At 41.2% G+C, this 17,025-nt stretch carries 19 protein-coding genes; 9 read left to right on the plus strand and 10 right to left on the minus strand.

Annotated features, from left to right (window positions below; all coding sequences use genetic code 11):
- The first annotated feature begins 11 nt into the window (after nt 1–11).
- Complete coding sequence (locus RMY00_RS21345) at nt 12–791, plus strand: RNA methyltransferase (protein WP_322649454.1); 780 nt, start codon at nt 12–14, stop codon at nt 789–791.
- Between the two features lie 43 nt (nt 792–834).
- Here RMY00_RS21345 and RMY00_RS21350 read toward each other — a convergent pair whose 3' ends face one another.
- From RMY00_RS21350 to RMY00_RS21365, 4 genes are all read right to left on the minus strand, one after another.
- Nucleotides 835–1,185: a hypothetical protein gene (locus RMY00_RS21350; RefSeq protein WP_322649455.1), complete on the minus strand. Its 351-nt coding sequence runs from the start codon at nt 1,183–1,185 to the stop codon at nt 835–837.
- Nucleotides 1,186–1,277: 92 nt separating this feature from the next.
- Nucleotides 1,278–1,703, minus strand: coding sequence for an acyl-CoA thioesterase (locus RMY00_RS21355; protein ID WP_196529058.1), 426 nt, complete (start codon nt 1,701–1,703; stop codon nt 1,278–1,280).
- A gap of 71 nt (nt 1,704–1,774) precedes the next feature.
- Entirely contained in the window at nt 1,775–1,996 is a 222-nt protein-coding gene (locus RMY00_RS21360; protein ID WP_322649456.1) for a hypothetical protein, read from the minus strand.
- A 7-nt stretch (nt 1,997–2,003) separates the two neighbouring features.
- Complete coding sequence (locus tag RMY00_RS21365) at nt 2,004–2,252, minus strand: hypothetical protein (RefSeq protein ID WP_322649457.1); 249 nt, start codon at nt 2,250–2,252, stop codon at nt 2,004–2,006.
- A 647-nt stretch (nt 2,253–2,899) separates the two neighbouring features.
- On the opposite strand from RMY00_RS21365, the gene RMY00_RS21370 reads away from it, so the two are divergent.
- The gene (locus RMY00_RS21370; RefSeq protein WP_322649458.1) at nt 2,900–3,214 is read left to right on the plus strand and encodes an S-layer protein; all 315 of its coding nucleotides are present in this window, start codon (nt 2,900–2,902) and stop codon (nt 3,212–3,214) included.
- A gap of 102 nt (nt 3,215–3,316) precedes the next feature.
- Here RMY00_RS21370 and RMY00_RS21375 read toward each other — a convergent pair whose 3' ends face one another.
- Both RMY00_RS21375 and aroB read right to left on the minus strand, forming a co-directional pair.
- Nucleotides 3,317–3,895, minus strand: a complete 579-nt coding sequence (locus tag RMY00_RS21375; protein ID WP_322649459.1) for a Uma2 family endonuclease — start codon at nt 3,893–3,895, stop codon at nt 3,317–3,319.
- An 81-nt stretch (nt 3,896–3,976) separates the two neighbouring features.
- Complete coding sequence (gene aroB, locus RMY00_RS21380) at nt 3,977–5,068, minus strand: 3-dehydroquinate synthase (protein ID WP_322649460.1); 1,092 nt, start codon at nt 5,066–5,068, stop codon at nt 3,977–3,979.
- A gap of 153 nt (nt 5,069–5,221) precedes the next feature.
- Between aroB and petL the strand changes: the two genes are divergently transcribed.
- Entirely contained in the window at nt 5,222–5,317 is a 96-nt protein-coding gene (gene petL / locus RMY00_RS21385; RefSeq protein ID WP_109007553.1) for a cytochrome b6-f complex subunit PetL, read from the plus strand.
- Nucleotides 5,318–5,398: 81 nt separating this feature from the next.
- Here petL and bioB read toward each other — a convergent pair whose 3' ends face one another.
- A complete protein-coding gene (gene bioB, locus RMY00_RS21390; protein WP_322649461.1) occupies nt 5,399–6,406 on the minus strand; it encodes a biotin synthase BioB in 1,008 nt (335 codons plus the stop codon).
- Between the two features lie 346 nt (nt 6,407–6,752).
- Here bioB and RMY00_RS21395 point away from each other — a divergent pair, with 346 nt between their 5' ends.
- Both RMY00_RS21395 and RMY00_RS21400 read left to right on the plus strand, forming a co-directional pair.
- A complete protein-coding gene (locus RMY00_RS21395) occupies nt 6,753–7,328 on the plus strand; it encodes a GNAT family N-acetyltransferase (RefSeq protein ID WP_322649462.1) in 576 nt (191 codons plus the stop codon).
- 373 nt (nt 7,329–7,701) lie between these two features.
- Nucleotides 7,702–8,157 carry a hypothetical protein gene (locus RMY00_RS21400; protein WP_322649463.1) on the plus strand — a complete coding sequence of 152 codons (456 nt, stop codon included), beginning with the start codon at nt 7,702–7,704 and terminating at the stop codon, nt 8,155–8,157.
- A 24-nt stretch (nt 8,158–8,181) separates the two neighbouring features.
- On the opposite strand, the gene RMY00_RS21405 is transcribed toward RMY00_RS21400, so the two are convergent.
- Nucleotides 8,182–8,859 (minus strand): SMI1/KNR4 family protein, encoded by a 678-nt coding sequence (locus RMY00_RS21405; protein WP_322649464.1) that lies wholly within the window; start codon nt 8,857–8,859, stop codon nt 8,182–8,184.
- 122 nt (nt 8,860–8,981) lie between these two features.
- On the opposite strand from RMY00_RS21405, the gene RMY00_RS21410 reads away from it, so the two are divergent.
- Nucleotides 8,982–10,439 carry a protein adenylyltransferase SelO gene (locus RMY00_RS21410; protein WP_322649465.1) on the plus strand — a complete coding sequence of 486 codons (1,458 nt, stop codon included), beginning with the start codon at nt 8,982–8,984 and terminating at the stop codon, nt 10,437–10,439.
- A gap of 210 nt (nt 10,440–10,649) precedes the next feature.
- Here the strand turns inward: RMY00_RS21410 and RMY00_RS21415 are convergent, their stop codons facing one another.
- Complete coding sequence (locus RMY00_RS21415) at nt 10,650–12,374, minus strand: ABC transporter ATP-binding protein (RefSeq protein ID WP_322649466.1); 1,725 nt, start codon at nt 12,372–12,374, stop codon at nt 10,650–10,652.
- Nucleotides 12,375–12,763: 389 nt separating this feature from the next.
- On the opposite strand from RMY00_RS21415, the gene RMY00_RS21420 reads away from it, so the two are divergent.
- From RMY00_RS21420 to RMY00_RS21430, 3 genes are all read left to right on the plus strand, one after another.
- A complete protein-coding gene (locus RMY00_RS21420; RefSeq protein ID WP_322649467.1) occupies nt 12,764–14,731 on the plus strand; it encodes a putative bifunctional diguanylate cyclase/phosphodiesterase in 1,968 nt (655 codons plus the stop codon).
- Between the two features lie 326 nt (nt 14,732–15,057).
- Nucleotides 15,058–15,393: a DUF433 domain-containing protein gene (locus RMY00_RS21425; protein WP_322649468.1), complete on the plus strand. Its 336-nt coding sequence runs from the start codon at nt 15,058–15,060 to the stop codon at nt 15,391–15,393.
- Nucleotides 15,393–15,758: a DUF5615 family PIN-like protein gene (locus tag RMY00_RS21430; protein WP_322649469.1), complete on the plus strand. Its 366-nt coding sequence runs from the start codon at nt 15,393–15,395 to the stop codon at nt 15,756–15,758. Before RMY00_RS21425 ends, RMY00_RS21430 begins: the two co-directional genes overlap by 1 nt.
- 214 nt (nt 15,759–15,972) lie before the next feature.
- Here RMY00_RS21430 and RMY00_RS21435 read toward each other — a convergent pair whose 3' ends face one another.
- Nucleotides 15,973–16,968 (minus strand): PRC-barrel domain-containing protein, encoded by a 996-nt coding sequence (locus RMY00_RS21435; RefSeq protein WP_322649470.1) that lies wholly within the window; start codon nt 16,966–16,968, stop codon nt 15,973–15,975.
- Between the last annotated feature and the right edge of the window lie 57 nt (nt 16,969–17,025).

Raw genomic sequence — 17,025 nt, forward strand, 5'->3', positions numbered from 1 at the left:
AATCCAAAATCGTGTTGACCAGTTTACAAAATTCCCTAGTCAAGCAAATCCGCAAACTTCACTCCACCAAGGAGCGGCACAAACAGCAGTTATTTTTACTAGAAGGAACACACCTGTTAGAAGAAGCCTGTGCGGTTAATTACCCACTAGAAACAGTGTGTTGTACTCCAGAATGGCAAGCAGCCCACTCCTCACTCTGGGAAGAAGCTTGTAGCCGATGCGATCGCGCCGAAATTGTGAGTAAAGAAGTCTTGGATGCGATCGCTACCACAGTCCAACCAGATGGTGTGGTTGCAACGGCAAAACGAAGCGAATGCCAAACTCAACTACCATTTACTGGTATAATCTTAGCTTTAGAAACGGTGCAAGATCCCGGTAACTTGGGTACGATGATCCGCACTGCTGCTGCTGCTGGAGCATCCGGGTTGTGGGTAAGTGCAGATAGTGTAGATTTAGACAGCCCCAAAGTTATCCGGGCTTCAGCAGGGCAATGGTTTCGCCTACCAACAGCTGTAACCGAAGATTTAAAAGCTACAGTGCAACAAAGTCAGCAGGCAGGAATGCAGGTAGTGGCAACCTTACCCAGTGCGACTTTGACTTATTGGGAGGTGGATTGGCGCAAACCCAGTCTGATTTTACTGGGAAATGAGGGTGCTGGATTGTCGCCAGAATTAGCAGCGATCGCAGACAGGCAAGTAAAAATTCCTTTGAGTCCTGGGGTGGAATCATTGAATGTGGCGATCGCAGCTGCTTTAATGTTGTACGAAGCTCGGCGGCAAATAAGTCAATAGTTTGGAGAGACACGATTAATCGCGTCTATACAGGAGTTAAAACTCATAACTTTTCTTTAGGGTTTGTTATTTCTTCGAGATATTGTTCAATATCAGCAACTGCGTCCTCAAGAGCCGCTAAATCAATATCTGTCAAGTCTTGATCGAGTTCGACTTCACTGAGACTACTAGTATGCAGTTGTGCTTGGGGGATTTCTTCATCCTCAGTTGAACTTTCTTGTAAAATATCCTCCAACTGGTTGAGGGATTCTTGAAATACTTGATCGGCGACACGGCGCTGTTGTGGCTGACTTTGCTCCATAATATTGACTTGAAAATCCTGATTTACTAAGCTAATTTTGATTGCAGTTTCTACAAATTTAAATTTTGCACTTATAACATCATAGTTGTGCATTCTTGCTCGTCATCATTACCTGGGTAAAAAATCAATCATTTGTTTTCATTAGAAGAATTAAGATTCATTAAATGGCGAATAACAAACCATTTTTAGTTTGTAACACCTGGGTTTTGGATTTGCAAAAATTTGTCTAACATGACACTGGGAATTGGTCGTGGGCGCATTGTCTGTGCATCTACCCAAACCCATAGAGCCTCTGCCGTAACTAACAAATTATCTTGGTTTTGTTTACGAATTTCGTAGCATCGCAAGGCACGAGTCCCACGCATTTCCTTCAACCAGGTAGTGACTTCTAGGGTATCGCCTGCTACAGCTGGGCGTAAATAGTCAATTTCCACTCGCCGCATGACAAATACGCCACCTACTTGCCGATATACATCCAAAGTTAAGCCCAGGTATTCTGAATGCTCAATGGCCGCTTGTTCTAGATAATTTTGGTATACGGCGTTATTTACATGTCCAAGGGCGTCCATCTCATAGTGTCGGACACGTAGCAGAGTTTTGAAAGGTAGCATATAGTTAGTAGTGCAGCGCTGTTTTTTACACTTCTCTATATTAATTTTTCTATTTCAGTGCCTTTACTACCTCATGCGTAGGCATAGCTTGTTGTAGACATCGCCTGTTCACGTTCAGTGCGAGTTATATCATTTAACGAAAAATCTGATACAGATGTAAACCTTGAAAGCATTGCTGTATCTAAGTTTTTTAATTGCGTTAGCATAGCGGGGCGTTCGCTTTTAGCGTCTCCAAGAGTTGCCCATTGCGTTAGCGTAGCGGGGCGAAGCCCATTGTGAATTGGTATTACCACCTTGATTTTATATGGCTCTGCGCTCTTGAGGGGCACACCACTGAGCTATTGCTTCAATTCGTGCTTGCTGGATTAATTCTAAAACTTGTGATTGATTACAACCATAGGTAGATGCTAACAATTCTTCACCATGTTTTTTTGCCTCGTTAGCTGATGCACCAAAGGTCATGATTTCTTCGTCTTGGTTGGCTGTAATTCTCTCAACTGGAATTATACAGATATATTGCGGTTCATTATGTCTTATTTGTTGCACCATTATTTACCTGCCTTTTTCCTGTTAGTTATATATTTTCAAGTCTAGATAAATCACGAGTCAAAGCGAAACATTGTCAATACTTAAGTAGTTTGTGATTGAAAACATTAACTTTTATACATAGTTAAGATAACGTTAAGAATTTTCTCAAAATTACCAAATTTTGGAGTGTAAACAGTTACGTATGGGAAAATTAATTTAAGCATCAACAAATATCTTTTTGTAAATTTTTGTTCGTTTTTTAGATTTTAGTAATGCGTTGAGATAAATGCATTGGCACTGGCTGCATGAATTAATTTCAATCTCTGTTGGTTAATCTCTGGGATTCAGTAAATAAAGGTTGATATCCCTAAAAATTAACTTTTATTTACTCAATCCAGACTTAATTAATTGAATCAGTGCAAGTTTAATCAAAATTGGAGGTTATAAAATGGCAATTCGGAATAACTTAGTTACCAATTTCTGGCAAAGAGTACAAAAAGATTCAGTTAGTTGGGGATCGTTAGCTCTTTGGATTAGTGCATTAGTTGTTATGTTAGTAATGCTTACTATGTTTTCTAATGCTTAATCTTAGCAAGTTTATTCTAGTTCCTGGGCAATAGCCTGGGAACTAACATAGGGTAGACTTTCATCCCTAGAAAACTCAAATTATGAACTCCAAACTTTTGGCAACACTTGTAGTGCTAGCTACTAGTAGCTTTGTAACCCCTGTTAAATCTCAAGAACCTACTACCGACACTCCAGCAAAATCGAATCAAGTTTTAAATGCTTGTGTTCATAATCAAGCAGAAACTTTGCCAAATCCCTTTACTGATGTGCCATCAGACCATTGGGCTTTTAAGGCGGTTATGACTATGCACTACTGCGGTGCTTTCCGCAAAGCTACGCTACCAGCTTTATTTTACAAACTGCAACCAACAAATAGCCAGCAGCGATCGCAGAAAGAACCGCAGCCTCAAAAATAGGGCGTTGCTGACTAAAGATATAAAAGTTTGAGTAGTAACCGCCGATTAAAATTTTGATGGGCTTTGAGATGATAAAGAATTATGGTAAATGTAAAAAGTTTACTATTCGGTGTCTAATGGTATTTTTGCCTTTTGAAACACTTGCTCAACAGTAAATTCCAATCCCTCAAATAAAGAATCTTTAAGTAATTCTTCTCCCATATAAGTTTGTGGTGCTGCATCTGGATAAAAAACAGTAATGCTTCTCGCTTTACTATCTACCACCCACACCCGCAACACCTTGGCATCTAAATAGTCTTTGGCTTTAGCTGCCATTTGTCCAAAGGTTTGCCCTGGGGAAATAATCTCAATCACTAAATCAGGAGGAACAGAACATGCTCCTTCTTGATCCCAGTCAAGGGGTAAACGTCCATTAGAAATATATAAAATATCTGGTATTGGCATCCAGTCTCGCCCTCGACGGGTTAATGCGACAGCTAATTCTGGGCAAACTTCTCCTTGACCCTCACAGCATTGCTCAATTAAATTCAGAAGGGCACGGGTAAGTTTAGAGTGGAATTTTTTTGGTGACATTTTAGGAATTGCTTGCCCATCAACAAGTTCATAAGTTATATCTCCCTCACCTGGTGAAAGATTTAAAAACTCTTGCAAGGTTAATTGATTCTTGGCTTGGAGTATCATGATTCATTAATTCGTAATTCGTAATTTGAAGCACAGAGTAACTAATTTTTATTCTGACTCCTGAATTCTTCTTCAAATTTTTCACATTCCCTGCAACACTTGCCGAATGATATCTGATGGCACTTCATCGGTAACTGTTACTACACCAATCTCTGTTGGTAAAACGAACCGCACTTTCCCCGCTTTGACTTTCTTATCTAACTGCAACGCGTCAATAATTGCTTCAATATCTACCCCAGTCGGTAACTTAGTCGGTAAACCTGCTTTTTGAATTAAAGAATTTTGACGTTCCGTGTCAACATTTTGCCACATTCCCAATTCCACAGCAATTTGACCGGCTGCTACCATACCAATGGCCACCGCTTCACCGTGATTTACTAAACGATAACCAGTCAAACTTTCCACTGCATGACCGATAGTATGTCCATAGTTGAGAATCGCCCGTAATCCGCCTTCTCTCTCATCTTTGCTAACAACATCAGCTTTAGCTTGACAAGAGCGCGTTAATATGGCGTGTATCAGTTCAGGTTTTACATAGCGGAGTTGGTCGAGGCGTTTACTTGCTTCCAACTGGGCAAATAATTCGGCATCCCAAATTACACCATATTTAATAACTTCTGCCATTCCGGCGCGAAATTCACGCATAGGTAGAGTTTTCAATACTTCTGGGTCAATCAAAACCAAACGCGGTTGATGGAATGCCCCAATCAAGTTTTTGCCGTGGGGATGATTCACGCCAGTTTTGCCACCAATTGCCGAATCCACCATCGCTAAGAGAGTGGTAGGAACTTGGACAACATTAATGCCGCGCAGCCAAGTTGCGGCTGCAAAGCCAGTCATATCGCCAATTACACCTCCGCCCAAAGCCACCATTGTAGAGGAACGTTCTAGGCGGTTTTCTAAGGCGATATCGTAAAGTTTTTGGATGGAATTGAGGGTTTTGTAGCGTTCCCCTGGTGGTAGGGTACAGCTAGCAACTTCAAATCCAGCAGATGTTAGAGATGTAATTGCTCGTTCCCCAAAATGCTTAAAAATAGTAGGATTAGAAACAAGTAATACCTTCTTTCCTAGCTTCAGACTGGCCATCTGCTGACCCAGTTGATCTAAACTCGAAGGTGAAATCGCAATCTCATAAGACTGCTCTGGTAAATTTACATTAATTACAGAAGTCATTGCCCAACCCCTAAACAAGCGCCCGTGGGCTGTATTGTATCGCAATCTGGCTAGTGGGGAGTGGGGAGTGGAGAGTGTGGGGAGAATAACTAATGACCAATGACCAATGACTAATGATTCAATAGATTTAGGAAGTATTGTGGAGAAAAATAAATGTTTGCGATTGCAGCTTACATCGGATTTTTAGCTTTGTTCTTTGGTTTGGCTGTCGGTCTGCTGTTCGGTCTACGGACTGCCAAGATAATTTAACCAAGGCCCTTGTGGGGCGGGCATCTTGCCTGCCCTCAGTTTACTAAGGACGGGCTAGACACCCATCCTACAAAAAGAGATTTATCCCACAACAGCCGGACTTGCCACCTTCTCTTGTCTTTGGGAAGGTGGACGCATTCCCAAACCGAGTAAATTCAGCATTTCTTGATCGCTATCATAATCTGGACAGGGAGTAGTCACTGTCAACATTTTGTTGTCGTCGCTAGAAAAGATAGAATTGGCTCCTGCCATAAAGCAGAAAGCTTGTTCAACTTGAGAAAGTCTAGCCCTACCTGCACTCAGACGCACATCGGAAGCTGGCATTAAAATTCTGGCTGTGGCAATCATCCGTACAATATCCCAAATGGGGACATCAGGCTGATTTTCTAAAGGTGTGCCTGGTACTTGTGAAAGAATATTAATTGGCACAGACTCTGGATGCGGATGTAAGTTTGCCAGAGTTTGTAACATCCCAACTCGGTCATCAACAGTTTCGCCCAAACCCAGGATACCGCCGGAACATACAGTAACATTTGTCTGACGGACATTCTCAATTGTGTTCAAGCGATCGCTATAAGTTCTCGTGGTAATAATTGTGCTGTAATATTCCTGCGAGGTATCTAAGTTATGGTTGTAGGCGTAAAGTCCCGCTTCTTCCAATTTCCTGGCTTGATTTGCTGTCAACATACCCAGAGTGCAGCACACTTCTAAACCCATTGCGGTTACATCCTTGACCATTTCCAGGACTTCCTCAAATTGGGAGTTATCCCGCACTTCGCGCCAAGCAGCACCCATGCAGATGCGACTAACACCAGTTTCTTTCGCTTTCTGAGCAATGTTAACTACCGTTTCCTTTTCAAGGAGTGCTTCCGGCTTTACCTCTGTTTTATAGCGGGAAGATTGGGCACAGTAACTGCAATCTTCTGGGCAACCCCCGGTTTTGATAGATATAAGCTTACAAACTTGTATTTTTGTTGGGTCATGATATTGGCGATGCACGCTAGCAGCTTGATAAATCAGCTCTAGCAATGGCGTGTTGTATATCGCCCGAATCTCTAATTCCTGCCAATCGTAGCGTATTCCCACCACATCACTATCCTTCTTGTAGACTGGGTTAAATCTTGAGCTGTATTTTGGTTGAATTTCCTGCGGTACAGCGTTTGGGCAAAGCGATTTTATCGAAGTTATGCCGTTTACTGTGCTTTATCACCCATTGGCTCTCAATCCTTCCGCTCTAGATATTAGACATCAGCTTATCAATATTTTGGTTGAATGGCAGATTACCAGTAAAAATACTCATAGATTAAGCATTGGGCATTAAGCAATGCAATTGGTGTGCGAATTCTATTTGCCTTGGCTGCTGCTAAACCACGGTATGAGAGAATTTAAAATCTAGAGAATGTTTTAGGAAGAGATTTTGCCGATTAAGTAATTTATGATATCCGAACTGCCATTAATTACAAGCGATCGCCTGTTCTTACGAGCGGCTATCCATGAAGATATACCCCAAATTCTTAAATACTTTATTCATAACAAAACCTATCTCACTCCATTTTACCCTCTTTGGGTTGATGGGTTTTTCACTGAAGAGTATTGGCAGTATCAGATAGAGAGCAATTTTCTAGAATTTATTAATGGTCAATCGTTAAAGTTATTTATTTTTACCAAAAAAAATCCTACCGTAATTATTGGAACTGTAAATTTTAGTAATTTTGTCCGGGGAGCCGCTCATTTTTGCTATGTGGGATATAGCCTTGCTGAGAGTAAACAAGGGAAAGGATATATGACAGAAGGGCTAAAAGCCGCCATTCAATATCTTTTTGAGGAGTTAAATTTTCATCGAGTCATGGCTAATTACATGCCTCACAATCGACGTAGTGGCAATGTACTCAAAAGACTAGGTTTTGTCATTGAAGGATATGCTAGAGATTATTTATTGATTAATGGGCAATGGGAAGATCATATTATGACAAGTCTTATCAATCCTAATTGGCAAGTACCTAAATTTTAAAAACTGCTATATATTGTGAAAATATTTAAATTACTATAAATAATTAAGAATTTACTTATTTGTAAATATTACTTGTAAACGACAATTAGGCAATTATATAGGGTGAATAATGCTTAAAATTTGCTAAAATTCTCATTTTTGCTTGGTGAAAATTGTTCAAACTACAGTATTTACAATTATGCAATAGCTTCGTTCTCATGAGTTTATTAAATTAGCTATAAGCATCTATCAATTCATAGAAAATTCATAATAAATACACAACAACTCCACAACCAAATGCAATAGTAATCTTTATTCGCTAATTGGATCAGTTATCAAGGTTTGCTGAAGCCGATGTGCCCGATTCTATTAAATGATTGAGGAGTTTTTCAAGATGTCTATTAATTCTATAAAGCGCTTATCTGTCCTTTCTGCTATCTTTACTTTTGCTACCATCTTACACGGAAGTGTCTTAGCACAACCAGTTTCAAATCCCACCACTACACCACCAGCCTTAAAAACTCAGACTAGTCCTGCATCACATCAAAAAATCAAACTAACAAGTCAACAGCGCCTACAAATCCAAGCGGCCCGTCAGCAAAGAGATAAGGATATTCAGGCTCTATTAAACCCGTCCCAAACTACTAAATTTAAGGCAGGGCTACAATCTCGTCAGAGAATCAGAACAGTGTTAACATCTTTGAATCTGAATCCAGATCAACAGAAACAGGTTCAATCAATTTTGCAAACTTATAACCAGCAAGTGAAACAAATTATATCTTCACAAGCATCACAACCAACATCAAATCCAACAGCAGTTACTGCACCAGCACCACAAACTAAAAAATAAAACGGAGTTTTTATTTAATTAAGGTTAAGTTTCGGAAGACTGGCGGATTTGATCCAAACTTCGGTTGAGCCAGTCTTCATACCAATCATAAAAACTTAAAGGCTGCTCCTCATTGCTATTTGGATAAGAATCATCAGGGTTGATGTCATGGAAAGCATGACAAAAGCTCAAAGAAGCAGGATATATCCCGTTATCATTAGTACGGTCATCTATCCAAATTTTTCCTGACTGCTCCCCAGTAACGACTAACACCGCATAAATTCCACAACCATAATTTGTAATGGTGAGAGTACCCTGGATAAATTTCTTGTCGAAGTAGTCATCATTATTGGTAACAAAATCTGTATTATTCTTAACAATTAAATCCAAATCATTCCATGCTTTTGTGAAAGGAAATGATTTAGAGAGAATTTCGTAGTTTTCAGGGTATAGTTTTTCTGAGATGACATCTTTAGATTCAATTGCCGATAGTCCAGATAAGCCGTATCCTGGCCCTGCACCACCATTACCAATTTCTAAGAGAAAGTTTCGATATTCACTTGGTAACGTAATATTATATTTAGATTCAAACACTTGAATATTCTTGTCACTCAAGCAAGGTTTAAATTGATATTGGTGTGATTCTGAGCCAAAAACCTCAAATGTAGCGTCTAAAATAGCTAATTGAGTTAAGTTTTTTTTTAATTGCAAAACTTTATCCATTATGCGCTCTAGATTTTAACGGGGGCGCTGCCATATTTTAGATATGGGTCGCTTTTTGCGTCTATGCTGATGCCAAAGCCAGAGCTAGTATTAAGGGAAGAATGAATTAAGCTTTGCTCGTAATGACTCTGGCTGAAACTACAAACTACAAAAATTCTAGCAATCCTTTTCTCTCCCTCAACTACGAAAGCGCCTTGGAATCTCTAGGCGATGACTACTACGATGAGGTTGCAGCAGAGGAATTTCCTCAACACCTCTTGCGTTGGCGCAACGATGCACTACTACCCCGCTTGGGTTTAGATCCCCAACTAGTCAAAGATGATGATTTTATCACAGCTTTTGGCAAATTTCAGGGGCGTAAACCCTTGTTGGCGCTGCGTTACCACGGCTATCAATTTGGTGAATATAACAGACAGTTAGGTGATGGTAGAGGCTTCCTTTACGGGCAAGTACGCGCCACTGATGGCGAATTGTACGATTTTGGCACGAAAGGTTCTGGAAGAACGCCTTACTCTCGTGGTGGCGATGGTATGCTGACGCTTAAAGGTGGGGTACGGGAAGTTCTGGCTGCGGAAGCATTACACCAATTGGGTGTACGTACCTCGCGCTGTCTGAGCATGATTGAAACAGGTTTACCCCTCTGGCGAGGCGACGAACCTTCGCCTACTCGCTCATGTGTGATGATTAGAATGAGCAGCTCTCATATTCGGTTTGGCACTTTTGAGCGACTGCATTTTTTCCAGCGTCCAGATTTAACTAAGAAGTTATTAGACCATGTAATTGAGCAGTATTATCGACACTTAAGTGCTGAACAAAATAAATATGCCTTGTTTTACGCCGAACTAGTGAAACGAGTTGCAAAACTAGTAGCGCAGTGGATGGCGGCTGGCTTTTGTCATGCAGTTCTAAATACTGACAATATGTCAATTACGGGAGAGAGTTTTGACTATGGCCCTTACGCGTTTATCCCAACTTATAACCCATCCTTTATAGCTGCATATTTTGACTATTATGGGCGCTATTGTTACGGTAATCAACCAAGTATTTGTCAGTTAAATTTACAAATGCTCCAAGAACCTTTAAAGGCGATTATCGATAAAGAGGAAATGGAAGCTGGATTAGCAATGTTTGATGAATATTATCAAGCTGAATACAGTTCTTTGATGTTGAAAAAGTTAGGTTTTGAAAATTTACCACATCCAGAAGCTGGGGAACTGTTGAATCTAACTGTTGAATTTTTGAAAGATAGCCAAGTTGGTTATCACCAATTCTTTTATGAAATGGCTCGGACTTTTTCATCGAAATGGCGAGATGATCCAGGTTTTGTAATGAATAGTTCAGATATTGTGCCAGTACCGGGTGCGTCAGGATTTTTTGATGATTGGTGCATACTGTATCATAAAATTTTGAATGATTTGGAGAGCAATTGCATCGATATAATTACCCAAACTCTAGCTGTTAATAATCCCAAAACGGCATTATTAAGACCTGTGATTGAATCTATTTGGGAATCAATTGCTCAGGAAGATAATTGGCAACCTTTTTATGACTTAATTAAGGCAATTCAGTCTAAAGGGTAGTCAAAGTTAAATAGTCGTGTTTACTGACATCCCGCCCGGAACTGAAGTTCCAGGCTGATAGCTTAAGTCCACTTCAGTAGACTAGAATCATCTACTCAGTCCGCTTTAGAGAGCTTTAGCTATTAGCCTTGGAATTTTATTCCGAGACGGTATAGCAACGAAGCGAGGATTGTTAGATTTGGGTAATAAGCTAACGAGTATTTAATCTGGCTAACTAAACTGCTGGGCATAAAACCGCGCATAGCAACGCTCTAGGGCTAATAATTCTTCATGAGTTCCCGATTCGACAATTTGACCCTGTTCGAGAACTAAAATACGATCGCACCTCCTAACTGTCGATAAACGGTGAGCAATAATAAATACTGTCCGTTTTTCCATCAGTCTTTCCAGTGCTTCCTGTACCAGTGCTTCTGACTCAGAATCTAATGCTGATGTCGCTTCATCAAGAATCAAGATTTGGGGATTAAGCAGAACAGCACGAGCGATCGCAATTCTTTGTCTTTGTCCACCTGATAAGTTTACCCCACGTTCACCCACCCAAGTCTGATAACCTTCTGGCAGTTTGGTAATAAACTGATGGGCATTAGCAATTTTTGCCGCTTCTTCAACTGCTTCTATATCAAAAACATCTTGTCCAAAGGCGATATTTTGAGCAATTGTCCCGGAAAACATGATGGTTTCTTGAGGAACAATCCCAATTTGTCGCCGCAGACTATGCAGCTTGACATCTCGAATATCAACGCCGTCAATTAATATTTGACCAACTTCCGGGTCGTAAAAACGGGGTAAAAGATTCACGAATGTGCTTTTACCAGCACCAGAAGCACCCACAAGAGCGATCGCTTCACCTGGTGATACCAATAAACTGATATCTTTTAATACAGCTTCACCCGGTTTATAGGCGAAGGAAATATGACGATATTCTATTTTGCCTTTAACTTGCGGGAGAGCGATCGCATTTACCTTTTCGATCACCGTCGGCTGAATTGCCATCAATTCAAAAACACGATCAACAGATGCTTCACCCTGTTTAAATTCGTTGTAGTTATTAGTAGTATGACCAATAGGATCAATTAACAGCGCCGCCGCCGCCAGATAACTGAAAAAATTCGCCACTGTCAAATTACCTTGGGAAATTTGCCACGCTCCTACAATCAGTAACAATAATGCACTTAAGGCTTCCAGAAATCCAACAATAGGAATCTGAATCGCTTTCAGGCGTTCGGCTGAGTATTTGGCTTTCAGACTGCATTCTGCTTCATGGCCAAAGCGAGCAATTTCGTAATTTTCGGCAGCAAAAGCCTGTACCAAACGAATACCGTTGAAAACTTCCGCTAGGATGGCTGATAAACCCGATACGCGATTTTGACTTTTTAAGGAATATTTGCCCAAGCGTTCCCCAAACCAGCCAATTAAAATACCTATCAATGGTGCAACTATCACTGTTGCTAATGTCAGTTGCCAATTCAGATAAATCATGTAAATCGGAATTGCTAGCAACTGCAAAATGCAGGGGATAAAGTCGTGAAATACTTTATTTACCACTTCGCCAACTCGATCAACATCTTCGGTGAGGCGGTAAGATAAATCACCAGCTTTTGCCGTTTCAAAATAGCTAAGATTTAGCTTTTGAAGATGTGTGTAGACTTGTTGACGGAGATGAAAAGCAACTCGCAAAGCAGCTTTTGCCATGTACATATCTTGTATAGACTGAAACAAGCCTCGAACAAGAAATACTAAAGCACAACTGCCTGTTATTTGAGCGATCGCTACTACATTACCTTGGGCAAAAGGAGTTGCCAATTTACCGGCAATATTTATCAACACTAATGTTGCCAGCACGTATCCCAAGATACCAATAAGTCCTTTGGTGAGGGTTCGCCACTGGAGCCGGATATAAGGCAGCAGTTGCCAGTAATTAGAACGGGTTTTCAAACTATAACGTCCACAATGATATTTTCCTTTGTTTGACGCTAGCAGTTTTTGCTGAGTTTCTGAATATTCACTAATTAGTTATAAACTGTTTTAGCGCAGCGTTCATTGTAGAGTTTCTCGGTATAGACTGGTATTTTATAGGGCTTCATAGTAGCAAGTGTGGCAACCTATTAAAAATATCCAACCCTCAGTTAGGTACAAGTTAACAAAAAAGATACCAGATTCAAGATTTATATTCACGCTATACAACAAATAACTAAGAACACAGTGCGTAAGTAATATAAAGTATACCCTGCTATAGATGACAGTTATTTAGTATTTATTGATACTAATATTTAGATTTGATCATTACTTACACCCACGCTTCATAGTTTTGCAGCTTGAGCAATATGGATGTAGATGAGTTTAGCCAACAGATAGCAGAATTGCGATCGCGGGTACGAGGAATATGGCGGCGTACTGCAACTCAACCAAACTCACAACAAGAGCTAATGATAGCGGCTTTCGATGAACTCCAAGTGGCATTGGAAGAACTATTGACTACCTCAGAGGAGTTAGAGCTAACAAGAGCGCGAGCAGAGATAGAACGCCAGCGTTATAAAGGATTATTCGATTTTGCGCCAGATGGTTACTTAGTAACTAATACCGTAGGCAAGATCCTAGAGGCTAACTATGCAGCAGCAACTATGCTCTCTGTGCGCCAAAAATATCTGGTAGGTAAACCATTAATTCTATTTATTGCTCAACAAGACCGCCAGATATTTAGCTCCCTAATAAATAATTCGCAGCAGATAGAGGACTGCGTAATTGACCTAAAACCACGGTTGGGTACATCCTTTCCTGCTAGTATCAGGACTTCTCCAGTGTATGACTCACAAGAAAAGTTGGTAGGCTGGCGTTGGTTGCTGCGTAATATCAGCGAAACTAAAAAAGCTGAAGAACAAGTAGCAAAACGCACAGTGGAACTGGCAAAAGCAAATCAGCAATTGCTGAGTGAAATTACAGAGCATAAACGAGCCAAGTCACAACTGATGCACCTTGCGTTTCATGATATACTGACGGGACTCCCAAATCGTGCTTTATTTATAAACCGTTTAGAAGATGCCGTCAATTATTCCCAACGGCATTCAGATTACCTATTTGCTGTCTTGTTTCTAGACCTAGATCGCTTCAAGGTGATCAATGACAGCTTGGGACACACATTTGGAGATCAATTACTGCTTACGGTTGCTCAAAGGCTTCAAGAATGCTTGCGCTCTACAGATATAGCTGCACGCCTGGGAGGAGACGAGTTTATCATCTTGCTAGTGGGAATTAGAGATGTATTTGAAGTGGTAGCGGTTGTTGAGCGAATACAAAAGAATCTCGCACGAACTGTGGTTCTAGACGGACACGAAGTGTCTACTACAGCAAGTATTGGCATTGCTTTAAGCATAACAGGTTGTAAACAACCAGAAGATTACTTGCGTGACGCCGATATTGCAATGTACCGAGCTAAGGCACAAGGCAGGGCGTGCTATGAGATTTTTAACACTGATATGCATATTCAAGCAATGGCACACTTGCAGTTGGTTAACGAGCTGCGCCGAGCCATTGAGCTTCAGGAGTTTCGGGTTTATTATCAACCGATAGTGTCACTCAGTCACGGCAGGATAACTGGTTTTGAGGCGCTTGTGCGGTGGCTACATCCAAAACACGGTATTGTTTTGCCAGAGTATTTCATGTCAACTGCCCAAGAAACCGGGCTAATTATCCTTATTGAGCAGTGGCTCTTGCATGAGGCATGTAGTCAGATACAGCAATGGCGAAAGCAATTTTCCTCTACCTGTGGGGATCTGGCTGAGTGCCCCTTGACCATTAATGTTAATCTTTGTACTACTAGGTTCAGTCAAGAAAACTTGCTGCCGCACATCAATAAAGTTCTACAAGACACTGGACTACCCGCACCGAATTTGACGCTGGAGATTACAGAAGGCGTAATTATGGAAAACCATGATAAAGCCATCATCAGAGTAAAGCAACTGAGAAATTTAGGAATTAAGTTAGCAATTGACGACTTCGGTACGGGCTATTCTTCATTAGGTCGTCTCCACCACTTTCCAATTAATCAGCTGAAGATAGACCGCTCTTTTGTTAGCGGGAGCATTTTTGATGATGGAAATTTAGATATTGTTCAGACAATTATTACATTGGCACACAAATTAGGCGTGGATGTTACCGCCGAAGGGGTAGAGACAGAAGAGCAAGTAGCAATGTTGAGAAAGTTGAGCTGTGAATATGGGCAGGGATATTTTTTCTCCTATCCATTAGATAGCTCTCAGGCAACGGCATTAATTATGACAAATCCTAAATGGTGATAGACCTTGTGCAAAGGGAGTTGCTAATTTACCGACGAGATTGATCAACACTAATGTTGCTAGCACGTATCCCAAGATGCCAATAAGTCCCTTGATGATAGTTTGCGACTGGAGTTGGATAATAAAGTAGCAAGTTGCCAGTAATTAAAACGCGTTTTCAAGCTCGCAAGTCCACAATGATATTTTCCTTTGCTTGACGCTAGCAGTTTTTGGTGAGTTTTTGAATAGTTAACTAATTAGTTACAAACAGTTTTAGCGTTCAGAGTAGAGTTTCCCGGTGTTCTTCTATGATTGAAATGGAACGTTCATTCGAGGGGTTTTGCTTTATGAAACTGGAAGAGTATTTCAACGCGCTTGCACCAGATGACATCCGACTCAAAGGAACCCGGATTGGGATTGAGAGCATTCTTTACGAATACATCTATCGCTGCAAAACACCAGAAGAAATTGCCGAACAATTTCATACAGTGACGTTGGAACAGGTTTACGCCACGATTTTGTATTACTTGCATCATCGTTCAGAGGTTGATGCGTATCTGGTAGATTGGTTGGAATTTTCCCGAACCATGCGCGAATATCAACAGCGAAATCCGTCTCCTGCGAGGATGAGGTTTCGGCAGATGCAGGAAGAAAATACTCCTAAGCAGTTACAGGAAAGCTAATGGCTATCCGGTATCTGTTGGATGAACATCTGAGTCCTACATATCGCTCGCAACTTGTGCGGCGCAACCCTGAATTGGTTGTGCGAATAATTGGAGATTTAGATGTGCCACCCAAGGGTACTCCAGATCCAGAGATTTTGATTTGGTGCGAAACCAATAAATTTATTTTGGTGACGAACAACCGTAAATCGATGCCCGGACATTTGGCTGATCATTTAGCTTCAGGTCGCCATATTCCTGGAATATTCACCATCGATGCAAATCAAAGCATTGGACAAACTGTTAAAGAATTAATCATCATTGTGGCAGCTTCATTTGAGGATGAATACCAGGATCGAATTGAATATCTACCCCTAAGCCAATAGCGCATTCTCCACTCGCTAATACACTCTACTGCGTTCTAAAAAATTAGCCCTCTCCTTGTAGTACTTTAAAGGGTACTATCTTCAACTGCAATTTTTCCTGGCATTATGCAGCATTAACAAAATACTCACGTTATTTAGACAATGGGTTTTACTTTCGTTCATAAAAAAACCCCCTCCTCGCTGGCGCAAGGAAGGGGTTGAGGGTGGGGATAACCTAATATCCGCCTTCTTCTTCGTATTCTGGCTGTCTTTCTTTGACTTTCTTGGGAATATTTACAGGCTTCGGCGCATCTTCCCAAGCATCGCCCTCTACGTCGTCATAATCATCGTATTCATCAACATAAGGCTTGCTATAGGGCTGGGCATCATACTTTAGCGGCTGCGGTTGTTGATACCTGTCGCTGCCTGTTGCCTCGCTCCAGTTATCTTCTTCCTCGTCTTCTTCGTATTGAATAGATTCATACTGCCGCGCCTTCATTACCTGACGCTGTGGCCTTTCTTCTTCCACATAGTCTTCTGTCCATTCCTCTTCCCGCGCTACGGGTTCGGGGGCGCGAACTTTTTGCCTCGGTGGCTGCAATGGCACTCCACTAGGCAGTTGATTGGGTGGTGCAATTGTACGCGGTGGAGTATAGCCGTATTCTTCTTCTATATCTCGCTCCCAAGGTGCTTTGCCGATGCCTAGACGCTCAAGTAAACCAACTGTCAACTGGTTTACCCGTTCTTCGGCTCCCTCAAACACAATCAATCGATTGGGGCCAGTGCTGACAATTTCATCTACTGAGAACTCGTAAGTACTCAGAAATTGATCGGGAATTTGGGGCAATCCTAAAGAAGCAATAACTATGGAGTTAAGCTTCCCGCTTTCGCCGTTGAACTTGAAGCCCCGAACTTTGCCTAAGACCTCACCTGTTTCTGTAATTACTTCCCAGTTAATCAAATTACTGAGAGATTCAACTTCGATATCTTCTATTACATCTTCGTTATCAACCAGGATGACATCACCAATCTGGCTGATGTTGTTGAGGTACATATAGCGCGGTATGCCCGAAATGGAGATCAGGCTATCTCGCAAACCAAGAGCCACAACCTCTCGTTGATCTATATCAACCCAGACTTGGCTGATGATGCCTAGCCGCTTGCCGTTGTCGCGGGTAATCACCTGGGTATTTAATATGTCGGAACGCCTAATTATCTGTTCGGAGGTCATTCTATACCGAGTCCTGATCTCGAATCCGGTTTAACGCGACGTGCAACTTATTCTTAG

It is taken from the genome of Nostoc sp. ChiVER01 (genome assembly GCF_034531155.1).
Taxonomy (GTDB): Bacteria; Cyanobacteriota; Cyanobacteriia; order Cyanobacteriales; family Nostocaceae; genus Nostoc.

Bases quoted from the DNA above. Each gene is read 5' to 3' on its own strand.
- RMY00_RS21350 (WP_322649455.1), bottom strand. From the start codon at position 1,185: ATGCACAACTATGATGTTATAAGTGCAAAATTTAAATTTGTAGAAACT.
- RMY00_RS21355 (WP_196529058.1), bottom strand. From the start codon at position 1,703: ATGCTACCTTTCAAAACTCTGCTACGTGTCCGACACTATGAGATGGAC.
- RMY00_RS21365 (WP_322649457.1), bottom strand. From the start codon at position 2,252: ATGGTGCAACAAATAAGACATAATGAACCGCAATATATCTGTATAATT.
- RMY00_RS21370 (WP_322649458.1), top strand. From the start codon at position 2,900: ATGAACTCCAAACTTTTGGCAACACTTGTAGTGCTAGCTACTAGTAGC.
- RMY00_RS21375 (WP_322649459.1), bottom strand. From the start codon at position 3,895: ATGATACTCCAAGCCAAGAATCAATTAACCTTGCAAGAGTTTTTAAAT.
- aroB (WP_322649460.1), bottom strand. From the start codon at position 5,068: ATGACTTCTGTAATTAATGTAAATTTACCAGAGCAGTCTTATGAGATT.
- petL (WP_109007553.1), top strand. From the start codon at position 5,222: ATGTTTGCGATTGCAGCTTACATCGGATTTTTAGCTTTGTTCTTTGGT.
- RMY00_RS21395 (WP_322649462.1), top strand. From the start codon at position 6,753: ATGATATCCGAACTGCCATTAATTACAAGCGATCGCCTGTTCTTACGA.
- RMY00_RS21400 (WP_322649463.1), top strand. From the start codon at position 7,702: ATGTCTATTAATTCTATAAAGCGCTTATCTGTCCTTTCTGCTATCTTT.
- RMY00_RS21405 (WP_322649464.1), bottom strand. From the start codon at position 8,859: ATGGATAAAGTTTTGCAATTAAAAAAAAACTTAACTCAATTAGCTATT.
- RMY00_RS21410 (WP_322649465.1), top strand. From the start codon at position 8,982: ATGACTCTGGCTGAAACTACAAACTACAAAAATTCTAGCAATCCTTTT.
- RMY00_RS21420 (WP_322649467.1), top strand. From the start codon at position 12,764: ATGGATGTAGATGAGTTTAGCCAACAGATAGCAGAATTGCGATCGCGG.
- RMY00_RS21425 (WP_322649468.1), top strand. From the start codon at position 15,058: ATGAAACTGGAAGAGTATTTCAACGCGCTTGCACCAGATGACATCCGA.
- RMY00_RS21430 (WP_322649469.1), top strand. From the start codon at position 15,393: ATGGCTATCCGGTATCTGTTGGATGAACATCTGAGTCCTACATATCGC.
- RMY00_RS21435 (WP_322649470.1), bottom strand. From the start codon at position 16,968: ATGACCTCCGAACAGATAATTAGGCGTTCCGACATATTAAATACCCAG.